Genomic DNA, 17712 nt, shown 5'->3' with positions numbered 1-17712 from the left:
CATCCCGGGCCGCACGCGGGCCCGGCCGCCGGGCTACCGTCGAGGCATGACCCACGACATCGCCCCCGGCCTGGGCTGGGTGCCTTCCTCCTGCACCCTGCCCAGCGCCGAGCAGCCGCTTCGCGTGGCCGAGTTCGACGCCTTGTTCGCCGACGCGGTGCGGGGCGTGGCACGGCCGGAGCGCACCCGGCTGCGCCTGGAGCTCGTCCTCAGCCCGGACAACGCCGCCCGGGCCGCCGAACTGGCGGCCCGGGAGAACGGCTGCTGCTCCTTCTTCACCTTCGGCCTCTCCATCGCCGCCGGCAGCCTGACGCTGGACGTGGCGGTGCCGCCAGAGCACGTCGACGTGCTGGACGCGCTCCAGGCCCGCGTGGGCACCGTGGCCCCGCTCTGAGCCCGGACGGCTGCCCGACCTGGTCGCCCAGCGGGCAGCCGGTGGCTGGCCGTCGATCTCGCTCGCGTATCCGGCGGTGCCGTGCGCAGCAGTCCATGCCGCAACCGGGCAGGCACGGGCTGCTGCGGCACCGGTCAAAGGACTGTCCGGGTCAGCCGTTCAGCTGGGCGATCGCTCGCACGGCTTCCTGGTCGTCGGACTGGAGGCGGCCGGCCCAGCCGGCGTTCTCGAGCGGGTAGTGGTTCATCAGGATCAGGGTCTCGTCGGTGTTGGCGAGGCCCTGGTACGCCTCGGCGATCGCGGCATGGATCCTCTCGGTCATGCTCCGCTTGGCGTCCAGGCTGGACAGCTCCGGGGCCTCGAGGAAGCACAACGGCCGGATCGGCTCGGCGGCGATCCGGCCGTCCTGGGCCACCTGGTCGGGCGCGTACTCGCGGAGCCAGATCCGCACGTCGGGGATGCGGTAGGCGGCGTCGATCGCCTCGGTGATCTGCTTCATCATCTTCTGCTTGGCGTCGGCTCGAACCCCGGTGGGGGCTTCGATGATGAACTGCGGCATGTCCGTTCTCCTCTTTCGGTGACCGTGTGGTTGGACCGTACAACTAGTTGATTGGAAAAAACAACTAGAGAGGTAAGTTTCAGAACTACGGCTGCTAGACTCGGGGCATGGCGGGCAAGCGGAAGTACGACGACGGATGCGCGGTGTCGCACGGGCTCGACCTGATCGGGGAGCGGTGGACGCTGCTGGTGGTGCGCGAGCTGCTTCTCGGCCCCAAACGCTTCACCGACCTGCGCACCGGCCTGCCGGGCGTCAGCCCGGACGTGCTCACCCAGCGACTCCGCGAGCTGGCCGAGGCCGGCATCGTGCAGCGGCGCAAGCTGCCCGCCCCGGCCGGCTCCTGGGTGTACGACCTGACCGAATGGGGCATGCAGCTCGAACCGATCGTCCGGCACCTGGGCCGCTGGGCCAGCCGCTCGCCGAGGCTCCGGCACGACGCCGCGATCGGCGTCGACTCGCTGGTCCTGTCCTTCAGGGCGCTGTTCGCCCCGGAAGCCGCGGCCGGGCTCGACGCCGTCATCGCCCTCCACATGGGCGAGCAGCGCTTCCGCGTCGAGATCGCCGGCGGCCGGCTCGACGCCGCCCGCGGGGAGCCGGAGCACGCGGACGTGGTCATCGGCGCCGATCCCGCCACGCTGACCGCGCTGCTGCACGAGGGCCTGCCCGTCGCCGACGCGCTGAAGGCCGGCGACCTGGTGATCGACGGCCCCCTGGACCTGGCCGAACGGTTCCTCGGCCTCTTCCCGCTCCCCGAGCCGGCCCCGCTCCCCGGCCCTCAGTGATCACGTGCGGGTGACCGCCCCGCGCGGAGCGCGTGGCAGGATCGCGGCCATGTCCCTGCGTGTTCCCCGACTCCGGATCGGCTCGGCCGAGATCATCGCCCTGGCCGACGCCGAAGGCCCGTTCTTCTCCCCGCGCGCCGAGGCCTTCCCCGAGGCCACGGCCGCCCAGTGGGCCGAGGCCGACCGCTACGACCCGGGCGCGGTCGACGCCGAGGGCCGCTGGCGGCTCCAGTTCCGCGCGTACGCCATCCGCGGGGACGAGGGCCTCACCGTCGTGGACGCCGGGATCGGCCCGGCGGACAGCCCGGCCGGCTCGTGGGCGCCCGTGCCCGGCAGGCTCCCCGATTCACTCGCGGCCGCGGGCCTCGACCCGGCCGAGGTCGACACCGTGGTGCTCACGCATCTGCACACCGACCACGTCGGGTGGGCGGTCGTGACCGAGGCGGCCGTCCCGCCGGCGGACGGCGCGCCCGCGCCCGGCGGCCGTCGCCCCTACTTCCCGAATGCCGACTACCTGCTCCAGCGGGCCGAGTTCGAGGCCCTGGACGCGCTCAACCCACAGCTTCGCGAGACCCTGACCGACCCGCTGGAGGCGGCCGGCCGGCTCCGGCTTCTCGACGGGGACACGCGGCTGCGCGCCGGGCGCATCGTCGCGACGCCCGGTCACACGCCGGGGCACCAGAGCGTGGTGGTGGACGACGGCCGCGAGCTGGTGCTCGTCACCGGCGACCTCCTGGTGCACGCGCTCCAGGTGCTCCACCCCGAGCTCGCCTACGCGCACGAGCTCGACCCCGGGGCGGCCAGGCGGTCAAGGAAGCGAATGCTCGACCGCGCACCCGCCACCACGCTGCACCTGGCGACACCGCACCTGACGGAGCCGTTCGTCGCGGTGTGACCCCGGCCGGCTCCGGTGCTCAAGCGACCGCGAACTCCGGTCATTGGCGCGGGACGTCGATGCCCGCCGCGCGTAGTTTCGCCTCGACCAGCGCGTTCAACCGGGCGATGCCCGGCGCTTCGTCCTCCCGGTGGTGGTTGACCAGGCCGTAGCGGGCGGCGGCGTCGGACCGGCTCCGGGACGCGGGCGGCGGCGCCAGCAGCGCGCGGTCGGCCAGCAGCCTGTCGGCCAGCGCGGACGCCAGCTCCTCGATCCGCGGGTCGCCGGGATCCCAGGACATCGCATCGACGCCGCGCTTGGTCAGCTCGACGAGCTCGGGATCGTCAAGCGAGTGTTCGAGCCGGGTCAGGAAGCTCTCGAAGATCTCCGGGACGAGTGCCCGGGCCAGCAGCAGGGCCTCCCGCTGGGCGGCCACGTAGTCAGGGCCGAAGCCGAGTTCGGCGAGCCGCTCCAGGACCGCGCAGGCCCGGTCGGGCAGCAGGGCCCGGTCACCGTGGGCGAGCCGGTGCAGCGTGTCGCGGCGCGCGGTCAGCTCCTCGATCCGCTGGGTGAGCCGCCGCTCGACGTGGTGCAGCGACGCGGCGAACTCCTCGGGGCCGGAGTCGAGCAGGTCACCGATCTCGGCCAGCGGCACACCGGCCTCGGCCAGCGTCCGGACCTGGACCAGCCGCAGCAGGTCGGTCGACCGGTAGCGCCGGTAGCCCGACCCGTCCCGCTCCGGCTCCGCGACCAGGCCGAGCCGGTGATAGTGCCGCACGGTCTTGATCGTGACGCCCACGAACGCCGCCGCCTGACCGATCGTGAGCCCGTCTGCCATCGGCACAGCGTACCGGCGGCCCTCGCGTCCACGGGTGACGCGACCGGGTTGACGTTGACCTAAGGGCAGGGTGCACGCTCCCCGCAAGGCCCCTCGGAAGGGCGTACACCAGGAGGTTCACGATGGGACAGAGCAACAGCGGCTTCTCCGACGCGGGGCTGCGCAGACTGCGCGAGGTGCTGGCGCGCCATGTCGAGTCCGGGAAGATTCCCGGGCTGGTCGCCCTCGTCAGCAGGGGAGACCGGACCCACGTCGAAGCGCTCGGGACGATGCGGCACGACGGCGGCGCGCCGATGCGCCGGGACACGATCTTCCGGATGGCGTCGGTGTCCAAGCCGGTCACGATGGCCGCGGCGATGGTCCTGCTCGACGAGTGCCGCCTGCGGCCGGACGACCCGGTCGACGAGTGGCTGCCCGAGCTCGCCGGCCGGAAGGTGCTGAAGCGTCCCGACGGGCCGCTGGACGACACCGTGCCGGCCGACCGGCCGATCATCGTACGGGACCTGCTCACCTCGACGCTCGGGCTCGGCATGGACTTCGAGCTGCTGAACGCCCCGATCAGGGCCGCGCTCTTCGAGGCGACCGACTACGGCGTGGCGTCCGGACCGGCGCCGGATCCGGACGAGTGGATGCGCCGCCTGGGCGAGCTGCCCCTGTCGTACCAGCCCGGGCAGCGGTGGCAGTACGACCTCAGCCACGAGGTGCTCTGCGTGCTCGTGGCGAGGGTCACCGGCCGGCCGTTCGGGACGTTCCTGCGCGAACGCGTCCTCGACCCGCTGGGCATGACCGACACCGGCCACCACGTGCCCGCCGCCAAGATCGACCGGCTGCCGCCCCTGTACGGGCCCGACCCGCGAACCGGGGAGTTCCTCGTGTGGGACGAGGCCGAGGGCGGACGGGTCAGCCGGCCCCCGGTGTTCGAGGGCTGCGCGCTGGTCTCCACCGTCGACGACTTCCACGCCTTCTTCCGCATGCTGCTGAACCACGGCGTGCACCAGGGACGGCGGATCCTGTCCCGGCCCGCCGTCGAGCTGATGACCACCAACTGCCTCACGCCCGGGCAGCAGGCCGCCCGCGACACCATGTACCGGAACATCGCGCACCTGTCGGCCGGGCTCGCGCTGCACGGCGGCTGGGGCTACGGCATGGCGGTGCGCACCCGCCGGAGCGACTACGCTCCCGTCGGCCAGTTCGGCTGGGACGGCGGAACCGGCACCACCGTCCACGCCGACCCGGCCAACCAGCTCACGGGCATCCTGCTCACCCAGACCGGGATGTCCACCCCGGCCCCGGCGCGGCTGTTCCACGACTTCTGGACCACCCTCTACCAGGCCCTCGACGGCTGAATGCCGGGGCGCCGGCTACGGTCTGACCAGGATGGCGTTGCCCAGGGAGCGTTGTCCCGTGGCGTCGGAGGGCCGGTTGACGATGCCCGCTCCGGACGTGGCGAGCACGCTGGAGCCGCCGCCGTCGAGGTTCATCGCCTCCACCGCGCCGAGCCGCTTCATCAGCTCGGCCGCCTGCGCGATGCCGAGCCCTTCGCTGTATCCGGCCCGCCTGCCGTCGACGACCACGAGCATCAGGCGCCCGCGGTCGTCCATGCCGATCATGGATCGCGGGTTGGCGCGCAGTGTCCAGTTGTAGGTGAACGTCTGGTCGGCGCCCTCCCGGATCAGCCCGTCGGCGCCGGCGTTGACGGAGATCCTGCCGTCACGGACGAGGGTGGGCCCGACCTGCAGGATCGTGGTGTCGGGGGTGAGGGGTACGCGGTGGCCACTGCTGTCCTCGACGCGCTCGGTGACGGTCAGCTTGCTTCCCGGGGCGGCGTGGCCGAGCAGCCAGGCGGCGCTGTCGCCGATGGCCTGGACGACCGATCCGCCGGCCGGGACGGCGGCGCCGCGCGTGGTGTTGACCGCGAGCACGGTGCCGTCGGCGTCGAGCACGGCCTCGGCGCCCTCGCCCGTGGGTGGCACGCCCCATTCGGGGGTGAAGAGCACCAGTTCGCTGGAGTCGGTGCACCTGAGGTCGTGCTGGGGCTTCTCGGTGGGCTGGTCGCCGCCGACGCCGCCGCAGTTCCACACCTCGCCGGGCAGCCGGTTGACGCCGTCGACCTCGGCCGTCGCCCCGCCCGCGCGCAGCGTCACGCGCGCGGTGAACGCGTCGACGTCGACCCGGCGGCCGCCGTGCGTGATCTTGATGCCGCCGCGGCCCTGGGTGGCGGAGCCGATGAGCTTGCCGTTCTTGACGTACAGGCCGCCGGGCGCCCGGTTATAGAACCACTGGGCGTTGATCCCGGCGGCGGCGCCGGTCGCGGCCATGAGGTCGGTCAGCGTCTCGGGGCCGTTGAGCGCCTGCCCGAACTCGGTGTCCACAGTGCCGCGGAACTCGCGGAAGTCGACGCGCAGCACGTGCACCTTCTGGGGCGCGTTCGCGTCGGCGCCGTCCTGCGCGGTGTAGCGGGTGCCGCCGGCGAAGCCCGCGGCCCTGATGCGGGTCAGCTCGGCGGACGCCTCGCCGCTGGTGGCGTAGCGGCCCACCCGTACGGTCCACCCGAGGACGTCCGCCGGGCGGTCGGCGAAGTCCGGGAGGTCGACCCGCTCGACGCGGGGGGTGAAGCCCTTCTCGCGCAGGGCGGCGGCGATCCGGTCGGCGATCTGCCTCGGTCCGAGCGCGGTGCCCGCCGTGGCGGCGGGGCCGTCGAGGGTCGCGGGCAGGTAGACGTGGACCGTCCAGTGGTCGTCGGCGTCCTGGGCGCCCAGCGAGAGCGTGGTCAGGCTGACGCCCGGGGGCAGGCCGGGCGGGGTCGCTCCGGCCGTGGCGGGCAGCAGCACGGTCAAGGCCGCTACCAGGGACGTTAAGGCTGTGCTGGGCATGTGCGTCCTTCGTTCTCGTGGCCGGCCCGGCGGAGACCCGTGTCTTGACGGCGCATCGAGCGGCTCCTATTCTTCAGGGTCAATTAATAAATGACCCTGAAAAAAAGAGCAACCCTCCGCACCCCACCGACCCAAGGACCCCCTCATGAGGAATCTGCTTCGGCTCGCGGCGGCCGCACTCACCGCCCTGCCGCTGACCGCGTGCGCCGCCGCCGGGAGCGACGGCCCCGTCGCGCTCACCTGGTGGCAGGGCCCGAACGCCGAGACGCCCACGCGGGAAGCCGTGGCCGCCTGCACGCGCGACGGCAAGTACACGATCAAGGTCGAGACCCTCCCCGAAGGCTCCGACAAGCAGCGCGAGCAGCTCGTCCGGCGGCTGTCGGCCAAGGACCGGGCGGTCAACCTCATCACCATGGACGTCGTGTGGACGGCCGAGTTCGCCGAGGCAGGCTGGATCCTGCCGCTGCCCGGCGCCACCGCCAAGGCCGTCACCGACGGCACGCTCGACGGCGCTCTCAAGTCCGCCACGTGGAAGGGCGAACTCTACGCGGCGCCGCTGCTGTCGGGCTCGCAGCTGCTCTGGTACCGCAAGTCGCGAGCCGCGCAGGCGGGCATCGACCCGGCCAAGGGCGAGCTGACCTGGGAACAGCTTCTGGCGGCGGCCGGCCGCCTGCCCGAGGGCGAGCGCGGGGTGGCCACGCCCGGCAACCGCTACGAGGGGTACACGGTCTTCGTCAACGCGCTCGTCGCCTCGGCGGGCGGGCAGGTCGTCGACGCCGAGGGCCGTCCCGGACTCGACGGCGACGCCGGGCGGGCCGCCGCCACCGTCATCGGCTCCCTGGCCACCGGCCCGGCGGCACTGAAGGGCCTGAGCACGCTCGACGAGGAGACCATGCGCGCCGCCTTCGAGCAGGGCGAGGCGTCGTTCATGACGAACTGGGGCTACGTCTACGCCGCGGCCGCCGAGCGCGCCGCGAAGGAGCCCGCGTTCAAGAAGGTCTTCGACGACTACGGCTGGGCCCGCTACCCGAGGGTCGCCGCCGACCGGCCCAGCGCCCCGCCGCTCGGCGGCTCCAACCTCGCCATCGGCGCCGGCACGCCGGAGGACCAGCGCGAGAGCGCCTACGCGGCCATCGCCTGCCTGACCTCCGCGCAGTCGCAGAAGGGCTTCATGATGGGCGCCGGCATCCCCGCCGCCCGCGCGTCGGTCTACGACGACGCCGAGGTACGCGCCGCGTTCCCGTTCGCCGACGTCATGCGGGACTCGATCGCCGAGGCGGAGCCCCGTCCGATGGTGCGCAAGTACAACGCCCTGTCGACCGCGATCCAGACCGCCTTCCACCCGCCCGCGTCGGTGACCCCTGACACCGCGGCCAAGGCCCATGCGGCCGTCGCCGAGGCCGTGGGACAGTGAACCGGATCCGCACCGAGCGGCGGCTGGGCTGGCTCATGGCCGGCCCGGCGCTGCTCCTCATGACGGCGGTGACGGTGGTGCCCGTCCTGCGGACCGTCGCGCTGTCGCTGGAGAGCTACTCCCTGAGCGCCCCCGGCGAGCGCGCGTTCGCGGGGCTCGGCAACTACCGCGAGATCCTCACCAGCGGTGACTGGTGGCGCGACCTGTCCTCGACGGTCATCCTGACGGTCACCAGCGTGGGCATCGAGTTCGTGCTCGGCTTCGCCCTGGCGCTGGCCATGCACAAGGTCCTGTGGGGCAGGCAGCTGCTGCGCACCGTCGTGCTCGTGCCGTACGCCGTGCTCACCGTGGTGTCGGCGTTCGCCTTCCGCTTCGCCTTCCAGCCGTCGGTGGGCTTCGTGGGCGGCGACTTCAACTGGCTCGGCGAGACCTGGTCGGCGTACACGGTGATCGTGCTGACCGAGGTGTGGAAGACGACGCCGTTCATGGCGCTCATGCTGCTGGCCGGGCTCGTCACGGTGCCCGGCGAGGTCCACGAGGCGGCCAAGGTCGACGGCGCCGGCGCCTGGCAGCGCCTGTGGCGGGTGACGATCCCGGCCATCCGATCGGCGATCATGGTGGCGCTGCTCTTCCGCACGCTCGACGCGTTCCGGATCTTCGACACCGTCTACATCCAGACGCAGGGCGCCGTCGGCACCGAGACCCTGTCGTTCCTGAGCTACCGCTTTCTGATCAGGGACCTGGAGGTCGGCCTCGGCTCGGCCGTCTCGGTGCTGCTGTTCGTCTGCGTGGCGATGATCGCGGCCGGATTCGTCAGAGCGTTCAGAGGTGAATCATGAAACGGCGCATCGCGGACATCCTGGTCACCCTGACCGTCGCGGTCTGGACCCTGGCCCCGATCGCCTGGGTCGTGAGCCTGTCGCTGAAGCCCGCCACCCTGCAGAACGACGGCCGCTTCCTGCCCGCCTCGCCGACGCTCGACAACTACACCGGGCTGTTCACCAAGCCGGTGTTCACCAGCGCGCTGGGCAATTCCGTGGGCATCTCGCTCATCGCCACGACCGTCTCGGTGATCGTCGCCATCTTCGCGGCCTACGCGATCGCGCGGCTGGCCTTCCGCGGCAGCGGGCTGGTGCTCGGCACGGCCCTGTGCCTGACGATGTTCCCGGCGATCGCGCTGGTCGGGCCGCTGTTCACGCTGTGGACCGAGCTCGGCCTGTTCGACACCTGGCTCGGCCTCATCATCCCGTACGTCTCCTTCTCGCTGCCGCTGGCGATCTGGCTGCTGACCTCCTTCTTCCGCACCATCCCGCGCGCGCTGGAGGAGTCGGCGCAGGTCGACGGCGCCACCCGGCTCCAGGCGCTGGTCCGGGTCGTCCTGCCCGCGGCCGTGCCCGGCGTGGTCACCACGTTCCTGCTCACCTTCCTGGGCTGCTGGGGCGAGTTCCTGTTCGCGATCTCGCTCACCTCGACCGAGGCCTCGCGCACGGTCCCCGCCGCGCTGGCCTTCTTCACCGGTGACTCGGAGTTCCAGCAGCCGTACGGCGCCATCGCCGCGGCCGCCCTGATGGTGACGGTGCCGGTGGTCGTCCTCGTCCTGCTCGCCCAACGCCGCATCGTCGCCGGACTCACCTCCGGCGCCGTGAAGGGGTGACACCATGCCTCACGCCGGAACCCACCGTCTGCCCGAGAGAGTGCTGCCATGACGTCTTCCGCGACCGCTCCCCTGCTGCGCCGGCTGAACGCCGAGAAGGCGCTGGCCGTCCTGCGGGAGGTCGACACGATCCGCCTCGCCGAGCTGGCCGACGCCTCGGGCCTGTCCAGGCCCACGGTCGACGCGGTGATCGAGGATCTGCGCAGGATCGGGCTGATCGCCGAGACCGAGGACGCCACCGCCGGCCGCCGCGGCCGTCCCGCCAGGCTCGTCCGGCTGCGGGCGGAACGGGGCTACGTCGTCGGCATCGACATCGGCGTGCACAAGTGCGTCGTCTCGGTGGCCGACCTGCGCGGCGCCGTCCTGGCCACCGAGGTCCGGCAGCTCGGGCAGGAACTCGGCCGCAAGGCCCGGCTCGACGGTGTTCGGAGGACCGTACGAGCCGCGCTGAAGCCCGCCGGGGTCGACCGGTCCGCCGTCCTGGCGGTGTGCACGGCCACGCCCGGCGTCGTCGACCCCCGAACCGGGGTGGTGCTGGCCTGCGACGTGCTGCCCGACTGGAAGGGCCTCAACCTCAGGACCGAGCTGGGCCGCTCGTTCGGCGCGCCGGTCCTGGCCGACAACGACGCCAACCTCGCCGTGGTGGGGGAGCGCTGGCGCGGCGTGGCCGCCGCGAGCGAGGACGTCATCTACGTGCTGGCCGGCGAACGGCTGGGCGCGGGCATTGTCTCGGGCGGCCAGGTCTTCCGCGGCCACGACGGGGGCGCCGGTGAAATGGCCTTCCTCAGCCTGCTGGAGCACACCCCGGGAGCCGAGGGCATCGGCGCGCTGGCCAGCCATGTCGGCAAGGAGGTCGTGGCCAGGCTGCGCGAGCACGGCGAGCCGCCGGCCGGCCAGGCCGAGGGGCTGACGGGCGACGCCGCGCTCCTGATGGCCGCCGCCCGCGACGGCGACGAGGAGGCCCAGCAGGTCCTCGAGCAGATCCTGGCCCGCATCGCCAGGGCGGTCGGCACGCTGGCCCTGCTCCTGAACCCTGAGCTGATCGTCATCGGAGGCGGCGTGGCGGCCGCCGGAGAGCAGATCGCCGAGCCGATCCGCCGCAGGCTGCCGCAGATGACCTCGCTCCCGCCCCGGCTGGAGGTGTCGTCGCTCGGAGACCGGGCCGTCACCGCCGGGGCCCTGCGCACCGCTCTGGACGTCGTCGAAAGTTCCCTGCTGGACAACCTGAATGGCTGAGAAGAGAAGCATGTCACCTGTGTCGCTGGCCATCGTCGGAGCCGGGGACCGCGGCAGCGGATATGCCCGGTGGGCGCTGGAGCACCCTGACCAGGCCCGGATCGTGGCCGTCGCCGACCCGGCCGAGGAACGGGCCCAGGCCCTGGCCCGCCCGAGCGGCGCCCGGGTCTTCCCCGATTGGCGGCAGCTGGCCGAGGCGGGCCGGATCGCCGACGCCGTCGTGATCGCCACCCAGGACTCCGACCACGCGGACCCGGCCCGGACCTTCGCCGGGCTCGGCTGCCACCTGCTCGTCGAGAAGCCGCTGGCGCCGACCGAGGCCGAGTGCCGCGCCATCGTCTCGGCCGTCCAGCGGACGGGGGTGATCTTCGCCGTCTGTCACGTGCTGCGGTACGCGCCGTACACCGACACCGTGCGATCCGTGCTGAGCTCGGGCCGGATCGGCGAGATCGTCTCCGTCCAGCACCTCGAACCCGTGGGCTTCTGGCACCAGGCGCACTCCTACGTGCGCGGCAACTGGCGCAGGTCCGACCAGGCCAGCTTCATGCTGCTGGCCAAGTCGTCGCACGACCTCGACTGGCTCCAGTACGTGGTCGGCCGCCCGGTCCGGCGGGTGTCGAGCTTCGGCGGGCTCAAGCACTTCCGCCCGGAGAACCGCCCCGAGGGAGCGGCCTCACGCTGCCTCGACTGCGCGGTCGAGCCCGGCTGCCCGTACTCCGCGACGCGCCTGTACTTCGGACGGCTGCGCGAGGGGCGGCACGGCTGGCCGCTGAGCGTCGTCACACCCACCTTCACCGAGGAGGCCCTCACCGGCGCCCTCCGGCACGGGCCGTACGGCAGGTGCGTCTACGACTGCGACAACGACGTCGTCGACCACCAGGTCGTCGCCCTGGAGTTCGACGGGGGAGCCACCGGCACGTTCACCATGACCGGCTTCAACACCGGCGGGCATCGCCGTACCAGGATCTTCGGCACCCACGGCGAGCTGTCGTGCGACGGCCGGAGCGTCGTCGTCGAGGACTTCCGCACCGGCGACTCCACGACCATCGCCGTCACGCCGACCGGCGACCCCACGGCGGGCGGCGGCCACGCGGGCGGCGACGAGCGGCTCATGGAGGCGTTCGTCCGCGCCGTCGCCACCGGCGACCGCGGCCTGATCCGCTCGGGCCCCGCCGAATCGCTCGCCTCCCACCTGGCCGTCTTCGCCGCCGAACGGGCCAGGCTCACCGACCGGGTCATCACCGTGGAGTGAGGCCGGAACCGCGACAGGAAGGAGCTCGCCCCATGCGAGCAGCGCTCAGAACGGTCCTTTCCGCCCTCATCTGTTTAGCCCCGCTGCTCGCCCCGGGGCCCGCCCGCGCGGACGCGCCCGACGCCGGGAACTGGCCGCGCCCGCGGTTCATCAGCTACAACGTCTGCGGCGGCGCGAGCCACTGCCCGCCGATCTACGAGGACTCCGCGATCGCGTGGCGGGACGTGGTCGTGCGCGCCCTGGACACCTGGGACGCCGACCTCGTGATGCTCCAGGAGGTCTGTTACGGGCAGTGGACCCTGCTGCGTGACCACCTGCGCGGCCGTACGGGCGAGCCCCGGTACGACTCGGTGTGGGCGGCGGCCCTGCCGTCCGCCCCCGGCTGCTCGCGCTGGGGCGACGACCTGCGCTTCGGCCTGGTGATCTTCGCCAAGGGCGGGACCGGGACGATCGACAACGGCTCCCGCGTCGTCCACCCGCTGCCCGAGGCGCGCGACGTCGAGAACCGGATCCTGCTGTGCGCCCGCGCCACCGTCACCGGCCGCCAGGTCCGGGCCTGCAACACCCACATCGACCCCGACGACGCGACCGCCAGGCTCCAGGTGGAGCGCGTGGCGACCCTGACCGAGGGGTACGCGGCCCAGGGCGAGCCGGTGGTGCTGGGCGGCGACTTCAACGTGCTCCCGACGGACGACACCCTTGACCCGCTGTACGGCCACACCGGCGGGCACGGCGTGTTCCAGGAGGTCGACGAGAACGACAAGGAGCACTTCGGGTCAGCGTGCGCGCAGACCCGGGACCGCTGCAGGAGCGGTGAGGCGACGGCGAAGCTGCCGTGCTCGCCCCACGTCAGCGAGCCCGGGAAGATCGATTACGTCTTCCTCAGCCACTACTGGTTCACGACCGTCCGCGGCGACGCGGCGGCGTGCACGCCGGGCATGTCGGACCACCACCTGCTGCGCGGCGCGGCGGCCTGGGAACACTGACCGGCCCTTGCCCGTGGCCTCGTCCGGACATACGATCAGGACAGTCGTACAGGACGACTGCCCTGATCGGAGGAAGCCATGACATCCCCGGCGGCCGAGCGCGGACGCGACGTGCGGAAACGCCTGCTGAACGCGGCGGTGGAGCTCATCCCCGAGCGCGGCTGGGCGGCGGTGAGCACCCGGATCCTCGCCGAGCGCGCCGGGGTGACGCCGAGCGTGGTGCACTACCACTTCCCCTCGCTGCCGAGCCTGCTGCGCGAGGCCGCGACCGGCCGGATGAGGGAGCTGCTGGCCGGGCTGAACGAGCTGCTCGAAGGCGCCCGGTCGCCCGGCGACGCGATCGGGACGATGCTCGCGTCGGCCGAGGAGTACACCGGCGCCGACGCGAGCTCGCTGCTGTTCGTCGAGGCGTACCTGGCGAGCACCCGCGACGACGAGCTGCGCGGGCGGATCGCCGAGCTGGTCGCCGAGTTCCGGCAGCGGTTCGGCGGCTGGCTGGAGCGGCACGGGGTGCCCGCCCCGTTCGAGACGGCCGCCGTCCTGGCGGCCTCCGTGGACGGCCTCCTGCTGCACCGTGGCCTGGGCCTGAAGGCGGACGATCTCTCGGCGGTGCTCCGCAGGCTCGTCCCCGCGCCGGTCGAGGAGGGATGACGTGCGAACGGTGATCTGCGGGGCCGGGATCAGCGGCCTGGCCCTGGCCCACCGGCTCGCCGCCCTGGGCGGCGAGGTCGTGGTGGTCGAGCGCGCCCCCGGGCCCCGCCCGCAGGGATACATGATCGACTTCTTCGGCCCCGGGCTGGAGGCGGCCGAGGCGATGGGCCTGCTGCCCGCGCTGGAACGAGCGGCCTACCACTACGACGAGGGGCGGCTGGTCGACCGGGACGGCCGCCGCCGCGCCACGCTCCGGACCAAGAGCTTCTCGCGCGGCCCGCTGCTGAGCCTGCTGCGCCCCGACCTCGAAGCCGTCCTGGCCGACGCCCTTCCGGCCTGCGTCGACCTGCGTTACGGCACGGCGCTGACCGGCGTGGCGAACCGCCCGGGCGGCGTGACGGTGACGCTGGCCGACGGCGGTGTCCTGGACGCCGATCTGCTCGTGGGCGCCGACGGGATCCACTCGACCGTCCGCCGGCTGGCCTTCGGGCCGGAGGACCGCTACCTGCGCTACCTCGGCCTGCACACGGCGGCGTTCGTCTTCGACGCGCCGGACGTGCACGCCGCCGTCAGGCACGCGTTCTGCCTCACCGACTCCGCCGACCGGCAGATGGGCTTCTACGCGCTCCGCGACGGCCGGGTCGCCGCGTTCACGGTGCACCGCAGCGCCGACCCCGCGACTCCGGACGACCCCCGGGCGGCCGTCCGGCGGGCCTACGCCGGCCTGGGCTGGGTGACGCCGCGCGCGCTGGAGCGGTGCCCGCCGGCCGAGGAGATCTACTACGACCAGGTCGCGCAGATCGAGGTCCCGGAGTGGAGCACCGGCCGGGTCGTCCTGGTCGGGGACGCCGCCCACGCCGTGTCGCTGATCGCCGGGCAGGGCGCGTCGCTCGGGCTCGCCGGCGCCTTCCTGCTCGCCGACCGGCTCGCGCACGAGCCGGAGATCGAGCGGGCCACGGCCGGGTTCGAGCGGCTGTGGCGGCCCGTGGTCGAGGACAAGCAGCGCAACGCCCGGTCGATGGCCCGCTGGTTCCTGCCCTCCTCACCGGCCGACCTGCGGGTCCGGCGCCTGATGCTCCGGCTGAGCCGGGTGCCCCTCGTCATGGGCTACGTCAGCTCGGTCCTCGCGGGCAGGGACACCAGGCTCGCCGACGTCATGAGCCATTCCCCGGCCTGAGGCGTGGGAGGGGGTCATGCTCGGATCGTCAGCGCCAGTGGAGATCTCCGATCAGCGCCGACTCCGCGCCCCCGTCGGCGAAGATGACCTGGCCGGTGACGAAGCGGTTGTCCGCGCCGGCGAGCCAGCAGATGAGCTCGCCGACCCACTCCGGCCGCCCGGGGAAGCCGCCGAACGGTTGCGGCGCCGCGGCTTCCACGGCGGTGCGCACGTCCTCGCTCGCGAGGATCCAGGAGGCCGCGGGCGTGTCGACGACGCCGGGCGCGACGGCGTTCAGGGCGATGCCGGCTCCCGCCCATGCGGGGGTCGGGGCGGCCTTGCGCACCCAGCGGTTCAGCGCGCGCTTGGCGATGCCGTAGGCGCCCGCAGTGCCGCCGCCGGACGGGGCCGCGGCGGCGTAGGCGACGGCCGCGGCTTCGTCGCCGTCGAGACACGCCTGCACCACGCGCTCGTCCGCGGGCGCCAGCGAGGAGGTCGACGACACGGCCACGGCGCGGGGCGCCTCGCTCCGCGCCAGCAGCGGCCGGAGCCCTTCGAGCGTCGCCACCGCGCCGAAGTAGTTCGTCTCCAGGAGCCCCGTCCTGCCGCCCCCGGCGACGGCGAGCACCGCGTCGACGGGCTCGCGCTCGGTCACCTGGCCGACCAGCGACCGGCGGCCCTCGGGCGTGGACAGGTCGGCCTCGATGTCGGCGTCGGCGAGGTCGCAACCGATGACCTCGGCGCCGCGCTCGCGGAGCATCGCTGCGGTCACCGCGCCGATGCCCGAGGCCGAGCCGGTCACCACGTACCGCCGTCCCGCGATCCCTGCACAGGTCATTGCCACTCCTCGTGTGTCGTAGGCGTCATGCGGTCGTGCCGCGGTCGAAGAGTTCGACGAGTTCATCGGCGCACGGCTCGGGGGCGAGCCCGGCGGCGAGGGGCGGAGCCGTGCTGTCGATCGAGGCCCGCAGCGCCGCCGCCATGACCTGCGGATCGAACGGGCGGAAGGCGCCGCTGCGCTGCCCTTCGGCGAACAGGCCGGCCAGCCGGTTCTGCGATGCGACGTGGTGATGCTCCCAGGCGCCTGCGCCGCCGTTGAGGAGGATCTGCTGGAGCGCCCGCATCTGCGGCGAATGGCTCGCGATGTACGCCACGTTCGCCCGGATGACGGTGGCGAGCTGTTCGCGGGCGCCGGTCACGCCGTCAAGGGCGGCCCGCATGCAGGCCTCGGAGTCGGCGACGACGTGATCGGCGACGGCCGCGAACAGCTCGTCCTTGCTGGAGAAGTGGTACGTGATCAGCCGCTTGCTGCTGAGCCCGGCCTCCTTGCAGATGGCCTCGAACGTGGCGGCCTGGTAGCCGCCCTCGGCCAGGAGCGTGATCGCGGCACGGGTGATCTGCTTCCTGCGAGCCGCGGTCGCCTCGTGATGGGTGGTCATGGTTGACCGTGTTTGTTATCCATGCGGATAACGTTATCCGAGCGGATAACATCCGGCAACCGTCTGCCGGTGCCGGCCGAGCCGCGTCACCGGGCGGTCTCGCACGCCGGGGCCGTCACCGGTCCCGGGCTCCCGCGCCCGGCCGTCCTGACCGCGATCCACCCGGTGAGCGCCAGCGCGAGCACGGCGGGGACGAGCGCCCAGGCCGCGAGGTCGGCCGGGCCGGTGCCGGCGGTGAGAAGCCCGCCGCCGAGCGCCGCGCCGGCCGCGGAACCCAGGTACATCGCCGCCATCTGGAAAGCGATGATCGGCATCGCCTGCGCGGGCCGGTCCGCCGTGAGCGCCTGCTGGAGCGTCGGCACACTGGCCCAGCCGGCCGCGCCCCAGACCGCCGCGGCGGCCAGCCAGGCCACGGGCGAGGCCGAGAGCCAAGCCGCGGCGAAGCTCAGCGCCAGCAAGGCCGGCATCGCGACCAGCAGCGGCTTGGGGCCGTAGCGGTCGAGCGGCCTGCCGATCAGCGCGGACCCGGTGACGCCGCCGATGCCCCACGCCCACACCAGGGCGAAGCCCCACGCGCCCAAGCCGCGGTCCTCCGCCATCGGCAGCAGGTACGTGTAGAGCCCCAGGCTCGCGACGCCGAGCAGGAAGGCGGCCACGACGCCGGCGCTGGTCCGCCCCGCGCGCAGGACCTTGAACACGGGCTCGCCGGACGCCGCGTCGAGCCGCGGGAGCGTCCTCGCGCGCAAGGCGAGAGCCGCCATGCTGACCACGCCGATGAGCACCACCAGGGCCATGGTCCAGCGCCAGCCGGCGCCCTGGCCGATGAGCATCCCGACCGGCACGCCCGCCACGGTGCCCGTGGACAGCCCGAAGGTCACCATGGCCATGGCGCGGCCCCGCTCATGGCCGGCGACCATCGCGGCGGCCGTCGCCGTCGCCACCGCGGTGAGGATGCCCGCGCCCGCACCCGCGACGACGCGCGAGGCCAGGAACACCTCGATCCCCGGAGCGACCGTCGTGACGAGGTTCCCCAGGTTGAACACCCCGAGCGCGATCAGCATGGCCCGCGCCGTGCTGCCCCGGGTCAGGCGCCCCGACAGCAGCGGCCCGGCAACGGCGTAGGCGGCGGTGAACGCGGTGACACCCAGACCGATCATCGCCACCGTGGCCCCCAGCGAGCCGGCGATGGACGGAAGCACCCCGGCCAGGACGTAGGCGTCGATCCCGAGCGCGACGGCGGCGGCGACAAGCGGCCAGACGCGGCGGATCATGCGTCATCGTCCTCGTAGCCGGCGAGCACGGTGCCGAGCAGGCCGGGGAACCGGGCTTCGAGATCCTCGTCCCGGAGCCGGATCATGCACTTGCGGCCCTCGGCGCGTACGAACACGACCCCGGACTCGCGCAGCAGGCTCGTGTGATGGGTCAGCGTTGAGCGCGGCAGGTCCGGGCCGAGGTCGATGCTGTCGACCTCGCCCCGCTCCGCGAGCATCCGCACCATGTTCAGCCGCAGCGGCTCGCTCAGGGCGAAGAGCACGCGCGGGATCGCGATCTCGTCGATCGCCGGGTGCTCGTAGGTCCGTGGAGGCATGGGGCGGCCCCTATCG

General features: G+C 73.2%; 19 protein-coding genes. 12 read left to right on the top strand and 7 right to left on the bottom strand.

What is annotated here, in order from left to right:
* Positions 1 to 46 precede the first annotated feature (46 nt).
* Positions 47 to 394 carry a hypothetical protein gene (locus ACWDXC_RS32995; RefSeq protein WP_449988461.1) on the top strand — a complete coding sequence of 116 codons (348 nt, stop codon included), beginning with the start codon at positions 47 to 49 and terminating at the stop codon, positions 392 to 394.
* A gap of 151 nt (positions 395 to 545) precedes the next feature.
* On the opposite strand, the gene ACWDXC_RS32990 is transcribed toward ACWDXC_RS32995, so the two are convergent.
* Entirely contained in the window at positions 546 to 953 is a 408-nt protein-coding gene (locus tag ACWDXC_RS32990; protein ID WP_219509367.1) for a tautomerase family protein, read from the bottom strand.
* Positions 954 to 1060: 107 nt separating this feature from the next.
* Here ACWDXC_RS32990 and ACWDXC_RS32985 point away from each other — a divergent pair, with 107 nt between their 5' ends.
* Both ACWDXC_RS32985 and ACWDXC_RS32980 read left to right on the top strand, forming a co-directional pair.
* Complete coding sequence (locus ACWDXC_RS32985) at positions 1061 to 1735, top strand: winged helix-turn-helix transcriptional regulator (RefSeq protein ID WP_449988458.1); 675 nt, start codon at positions 1061 to 1063, stop codon at positions 1733 to 1735.
* 49 nt (positions 1736 to 1784) lie between these two features.
* Positions 1785 to 2630 (top strand): MBL fold metallo-hydrolase, encoded by an 846-nt coding sequence (locus ACWDXC_RS32980; RefSeq protein ID WP_449988455.1) that lies wholly within the window; start codon positions 1785 to 1787, stop codon positions 2628 to 2630.
* 40 nt (positions 2631 to 2670) lie between these two features.
* On the opposite strand, the gene ACWDXC_RS32975 is transcribed toward ACWDXC_RS32980, so the two are convergent.
* Positions 2671 to 3447, bottom strand: a complete 777-nt coding sequence (locus tag ACWDXC_RS32975) for a MerR family transcriptional regulator (protein WP_449988452.1) — start codon at positions 3445 to 3447, stop codon at positions 2671 to 2673.
* A 122-nt stretch (positions 3448 to 3569) separates the two neighbouring features.
* Here ACWDXC_RS32975 and ACWDXC_RS32970 point away from each other — a divergent pair, with 122 nt between their 5' ends.
* Complete coding sequence (locus tag ACWDXC_RS32970; RefSeq protein ID WP_449988449.1) at positions 3570 to 4793, top strand: serine hydrolase domain-containing protein; 1224 nt, start codon at positions 3570 to 3572, stop codon at positions 4791 to 4793.
* 15 nt (positions 4794 to 4808) lie between these two features.
* On the opposite strand, the gene ACWDXC_RS32965 is transcribed toward ACWDXC_RS32970, so the two are convergent.
* Positions 4809 to 6320: a phosphodiester glycosidase family protein gene (locus ACWDXC_RS32965; RefSeq protein ID WP_449988446.1), complete on the bottom strand. Its 1512-nt coding sequence runs from the start codon at positions 6318 to 6320 to the stop codon at positions 4809 to 4811.
* Between the two features lie 145 nt (positions 6321 to 6465).
* Between ACWDXC_RS32965 and ACWDXC_RS32960 the strand changes: the two genes are divergently transcribed.
* The 8 genes from ACWDXC_RS32960 to ACWDXC_RS32925 all read left to right on the top strand — a co-directional run bounded on the left by ACWDXC_RS32960 (position 6466) and on the right by ACWDXC_RS32925 (position 14690).
* Entirely contained in the window at positions 6466 to 7734 is a 1269-nt protein-coding gene (locus ACWDXC_RS32960) for an extracellular solute-binding protein (protein ID WP_449988443.1), read from the top strand.
* A complete protein-coding gene (locus tag ACWDXC_RS32955; protein WP_219509373.1) occupies positions 7731 to 8573 on the top strand; it encodes a carbohydrate ABC transporter permease in 843 nt (280 codons plus the stop codon). Before ACWDXC_RS32960 ends, ACWDXC_RS32955 begins: the two co-directional genes overlap by 4 nt.
* Positions 8570 to 9388 carry a carbohydrate ABC transporter permease gene (locus tag ACWDXC_RS32950; RefSeq protein WP_449988440.1) on the top strand — a complete coding sequence of 273 codons (819 nt, stop codon included), beginning with the start codon at positions 8570 to 8572 and terminating at the stop codon, positions 9386 to 9388. Before ACWDXC_RS32955 ends, ACWDXC_RS32950 begins: the two co-directional genes overlap by 4 nt.
* A gap of 48 nt (positions 9389 to 9436) precedes the next feature.
* Positions 9437 to 10624 (top strand): ROK family transcriptional regulator, encoded by a 1188-nt coding sequence (locus tag ACWDXC_RS32945; RefSeq protein ID WP_364177729.1) that lies wholly within the window; start codon positions 9437 to 9439, stop codon positions 10622 to 10624.
* A gap of 10 nt (positions 10625 to 10634) precedes the next feature.
* On the top strand, positions 10635 to 11876 hold the full coding sequence (locus tag ACWDXC_RS32940) for a Gfo/Idh/MocA family protein (protein WP_449988437.1): 1242 nt from the start codon (positions 10635 to 10637) through the stop codon (positions 11874 to 11876).
* A gap of 32 nt (positions 11877 to 11908) precedes the next feature.
* Positions 11909 to 12862 (top strand): endonuclease/exonuclease/phosphatase family protein, encoded by a 954-nt coding sequence (locus ACWDXC_RS32935; RefSeq protein WP_449988434.1) that lies wholly within the window; start codon positions 11909 to 11911, stop codon positions 12860 to 12862.
* Between the two features lie 78 nt (positions 12863 to 12940).
* The gene (locus tag ACWDXC_RS32930) at positions 12941 to 13513 is read left to right on the top strand and encodes a TetR/AcrR family transcriptional regulator (protein WP_449988432.1); all 573 of its coding nucleotides are present in this window, start codon (positions 12941 to 12943) and stop codon (positions 13511 to 13513) included.
* 1 nt (position 13514) lies between these two features.
* On the top strand, positions 13515 to 14690 hold the full coding sequence (locus ACWDXC_RS32925; protein WP_449988429.1) for an FAD-dependent monooxygenase: 1176 nt from the start codon (positions 13515 to 13517) through the stop codon (positions 14688 to 14690).
* A gap of 28 nt (positions 14691 to 14718) precedes the next feature.
* Here the strand turns inward: ACWDXC_RS32925 and ACWDXC_RS32920 are convergent, their stop codons facing one another.
* The 4 genes from ACWDXC_RS32920 to ACWDXC_RS32905 all read right to left on the bottom strand — a co-directional run bounded on the left by ACWDXC_RS32920 (position 14719) and on the right by ACWDXC_RS32905 (position 17696).
* Positions 14719 to 15507 (bottom strand): SDR family oxidoreductase, encoded by a 789-nt coding sequence (locus ACWDXC_RS32920; RefSeq protein WP_449988426.1) that lies wholly within the window; start codon positions 15505 to 15507, stop codon positions 14719 to 14721.
* A gap of 25 nt (positions 15508 to 15532) precedes the next feature.
* Positions 15533 to 16108, bottom strand: a complete 576-nt coding sequence (locus tag ACWDXC_RS32915; protein WP_449988423.1) for a TetR/AcrR family transcriptional regulator — start codon at positions 16106 to 16108, stop codon at positions 15533 to 15535.
* An 86-nt stretch (positions 16109 to 16194) separates the two neighbouring features.
* On the bottom strand, positions 16195 to 17379 hold the full coding sequence (locus ACWDXC_RS32910) for an MFS transporter (RefSeq protein WP_449988421.1): 1185 nt from the start codon (positions 17377 to 17379) through the stop codon (positions 16195 to 16197).
* Positions 17376 to 17696 (bottom strand): ArsR/SmtB family transcription factor, encoded by a 321-nt coding sequence (locus ACWDXC_RS32905; RefSeq protein WP_219509198.1) that lies wholly within the window; start codon positions 17694 to 17696, stop codon positions 17376 to 17378. The genes ACWDXC_RS32910 and ACWDXC_RS32905 overlap by 4 nt, the downstream gene beginning before the upstream one ends.
* Between the last annotated feature and the right edge of the window lie 16 nt (positions 17697 to 17712).

The sequence above is a fragment of the Nonomuraea sp. NPDC003214 genome (assembly GCF_053590035.1).
The sequence above is the reverse complement of the archived record's forward strand: the minus strand, read 5'-3'. Positions and strand labels throughout refer to the sequence as shown.

Bases quoted from the DNA above. Each gene is read 5' to 3' on its own strand.
- ACWDXC_RS32995 (WP_449988461.1), top strand. From the start codon at position 47: ATGACCCACGACATCGCCCCCGGCCTGGGCTGGGTGCCTTCCTCCTGC.
- ACWDXC_RS32990 (WP_219509367.1), bottom strand. From the start codon at position 953: ATGCCGCAGTTCATCATCGAAGCCCCCACCGGGGTTCGAGCCGACGCC.
- ACWDXC_RS32985 (WP_449988458.1), top strand. From the start codon at position 1,061: ATGGCGGGCAAGCGGAAGTACGACGACGGATGCGCGGTGTCGCACGGG.
- ACWDXC_RS32980 (WP_449988455.1), top strand. From the start codon at position 1,785: ATGTCCCTGCGTGTTCCCCGACTCCGGATCGGCTCGGCCGAGATCATC.
- ACWDXC_RS32975 (WP_449988452.1), bottom strand. From the start codon at position 3,447: ATGGCAGACGGGCTCACGATCGGTCAGGCGGCGGCGTTCGTGGGCGTC.
- ACWDXC_RS32970 (WP_449988449.1), top strand. From the start codon at position 3,570: ATGGGACAGAGCAACAGCGGCTTCTCCGACGCGGGGCTGCGCAGACTG.
- ACWDXC_RS32965 (WP_449988446.1), bottom strand. From the start codon at position 6,320: ATGCCCAGCACAGCCTTAACGTCCCTGGTAGCGGCCTTGACCGTGCTG.
- ACWDXC_RS32960 (WP_449988443.1), top strand. From the start codon at position 6,466: ATGAGGAATCTGCTTCGGCTCGCGGCGGCCGCACTCACCGCCCTGCCG.
- ACWDXC_RS32950 (WP_449988440.1), top strand. From the start codon at position 8,570: ATGAAACGGCGCATCGCGGACATCCTGGTCACCCTGACCGTCGCGGTC.
- ACWDXC_RS32945 (WP_364177729.1), top strand. From the start codon at position 9,437: ATGACGTCTTCCGCGACCGCTCCCCTGCTGCGCCGGCTGAACGCCGAG.
- ACWDXC_RS32940 (WP_449988437.1), top strand. From the start codon at position 10,635: ATGTCACCTGTGTCGCTGGCCATCGTCGGAGCCGGGGACCGCGGCAGC.
- ACWDXC_RS32935 (WP_449988434.1), top strand. From the start codon at position 11,909: ATGCGAGCAGCGCTCAGAACGGTCCTTTCCGCCCTCATCTGTTTAGCC.
- ACWDXC_RS32930 (WP_449988432.1), top strand. From the start codon at position 12,941: ATGACATCCCCGGCGGCCGAGCGCGGACGCGACGTGCGGAAACGCCTG.
- ACWDXC_RS32920 (WP_449988426.1), bottom strand. From the start codon at position 15,507: ATGACCTGTGCAGGGATCGCGGGACGGCGGTACGTGGTGACCGGCTCG.
- ACWDXC_RS32915 (WP_449988423.1), bottom strand. From the start codon at position 16,108: ATGACCACCCATCACGAGGCGACCGCGGCTCGCAGGAAGCAGATCACC.
- ACWDXC_RS32910 (WP_449988421.1), bottom strand. From the start codon at position 17,379: ATGATCCGCCGCGTCTGGCCGCTTGTCGCCGCCGCCGTCGCGCTCGGG.
- ACWDXC_RS32905 (WP_219509198.1), bottom strand. From the start codon at position 17,696: ATGCCTCCACGGACCTACGAGCACCCGGCGATCGACGAGATCGCGATC.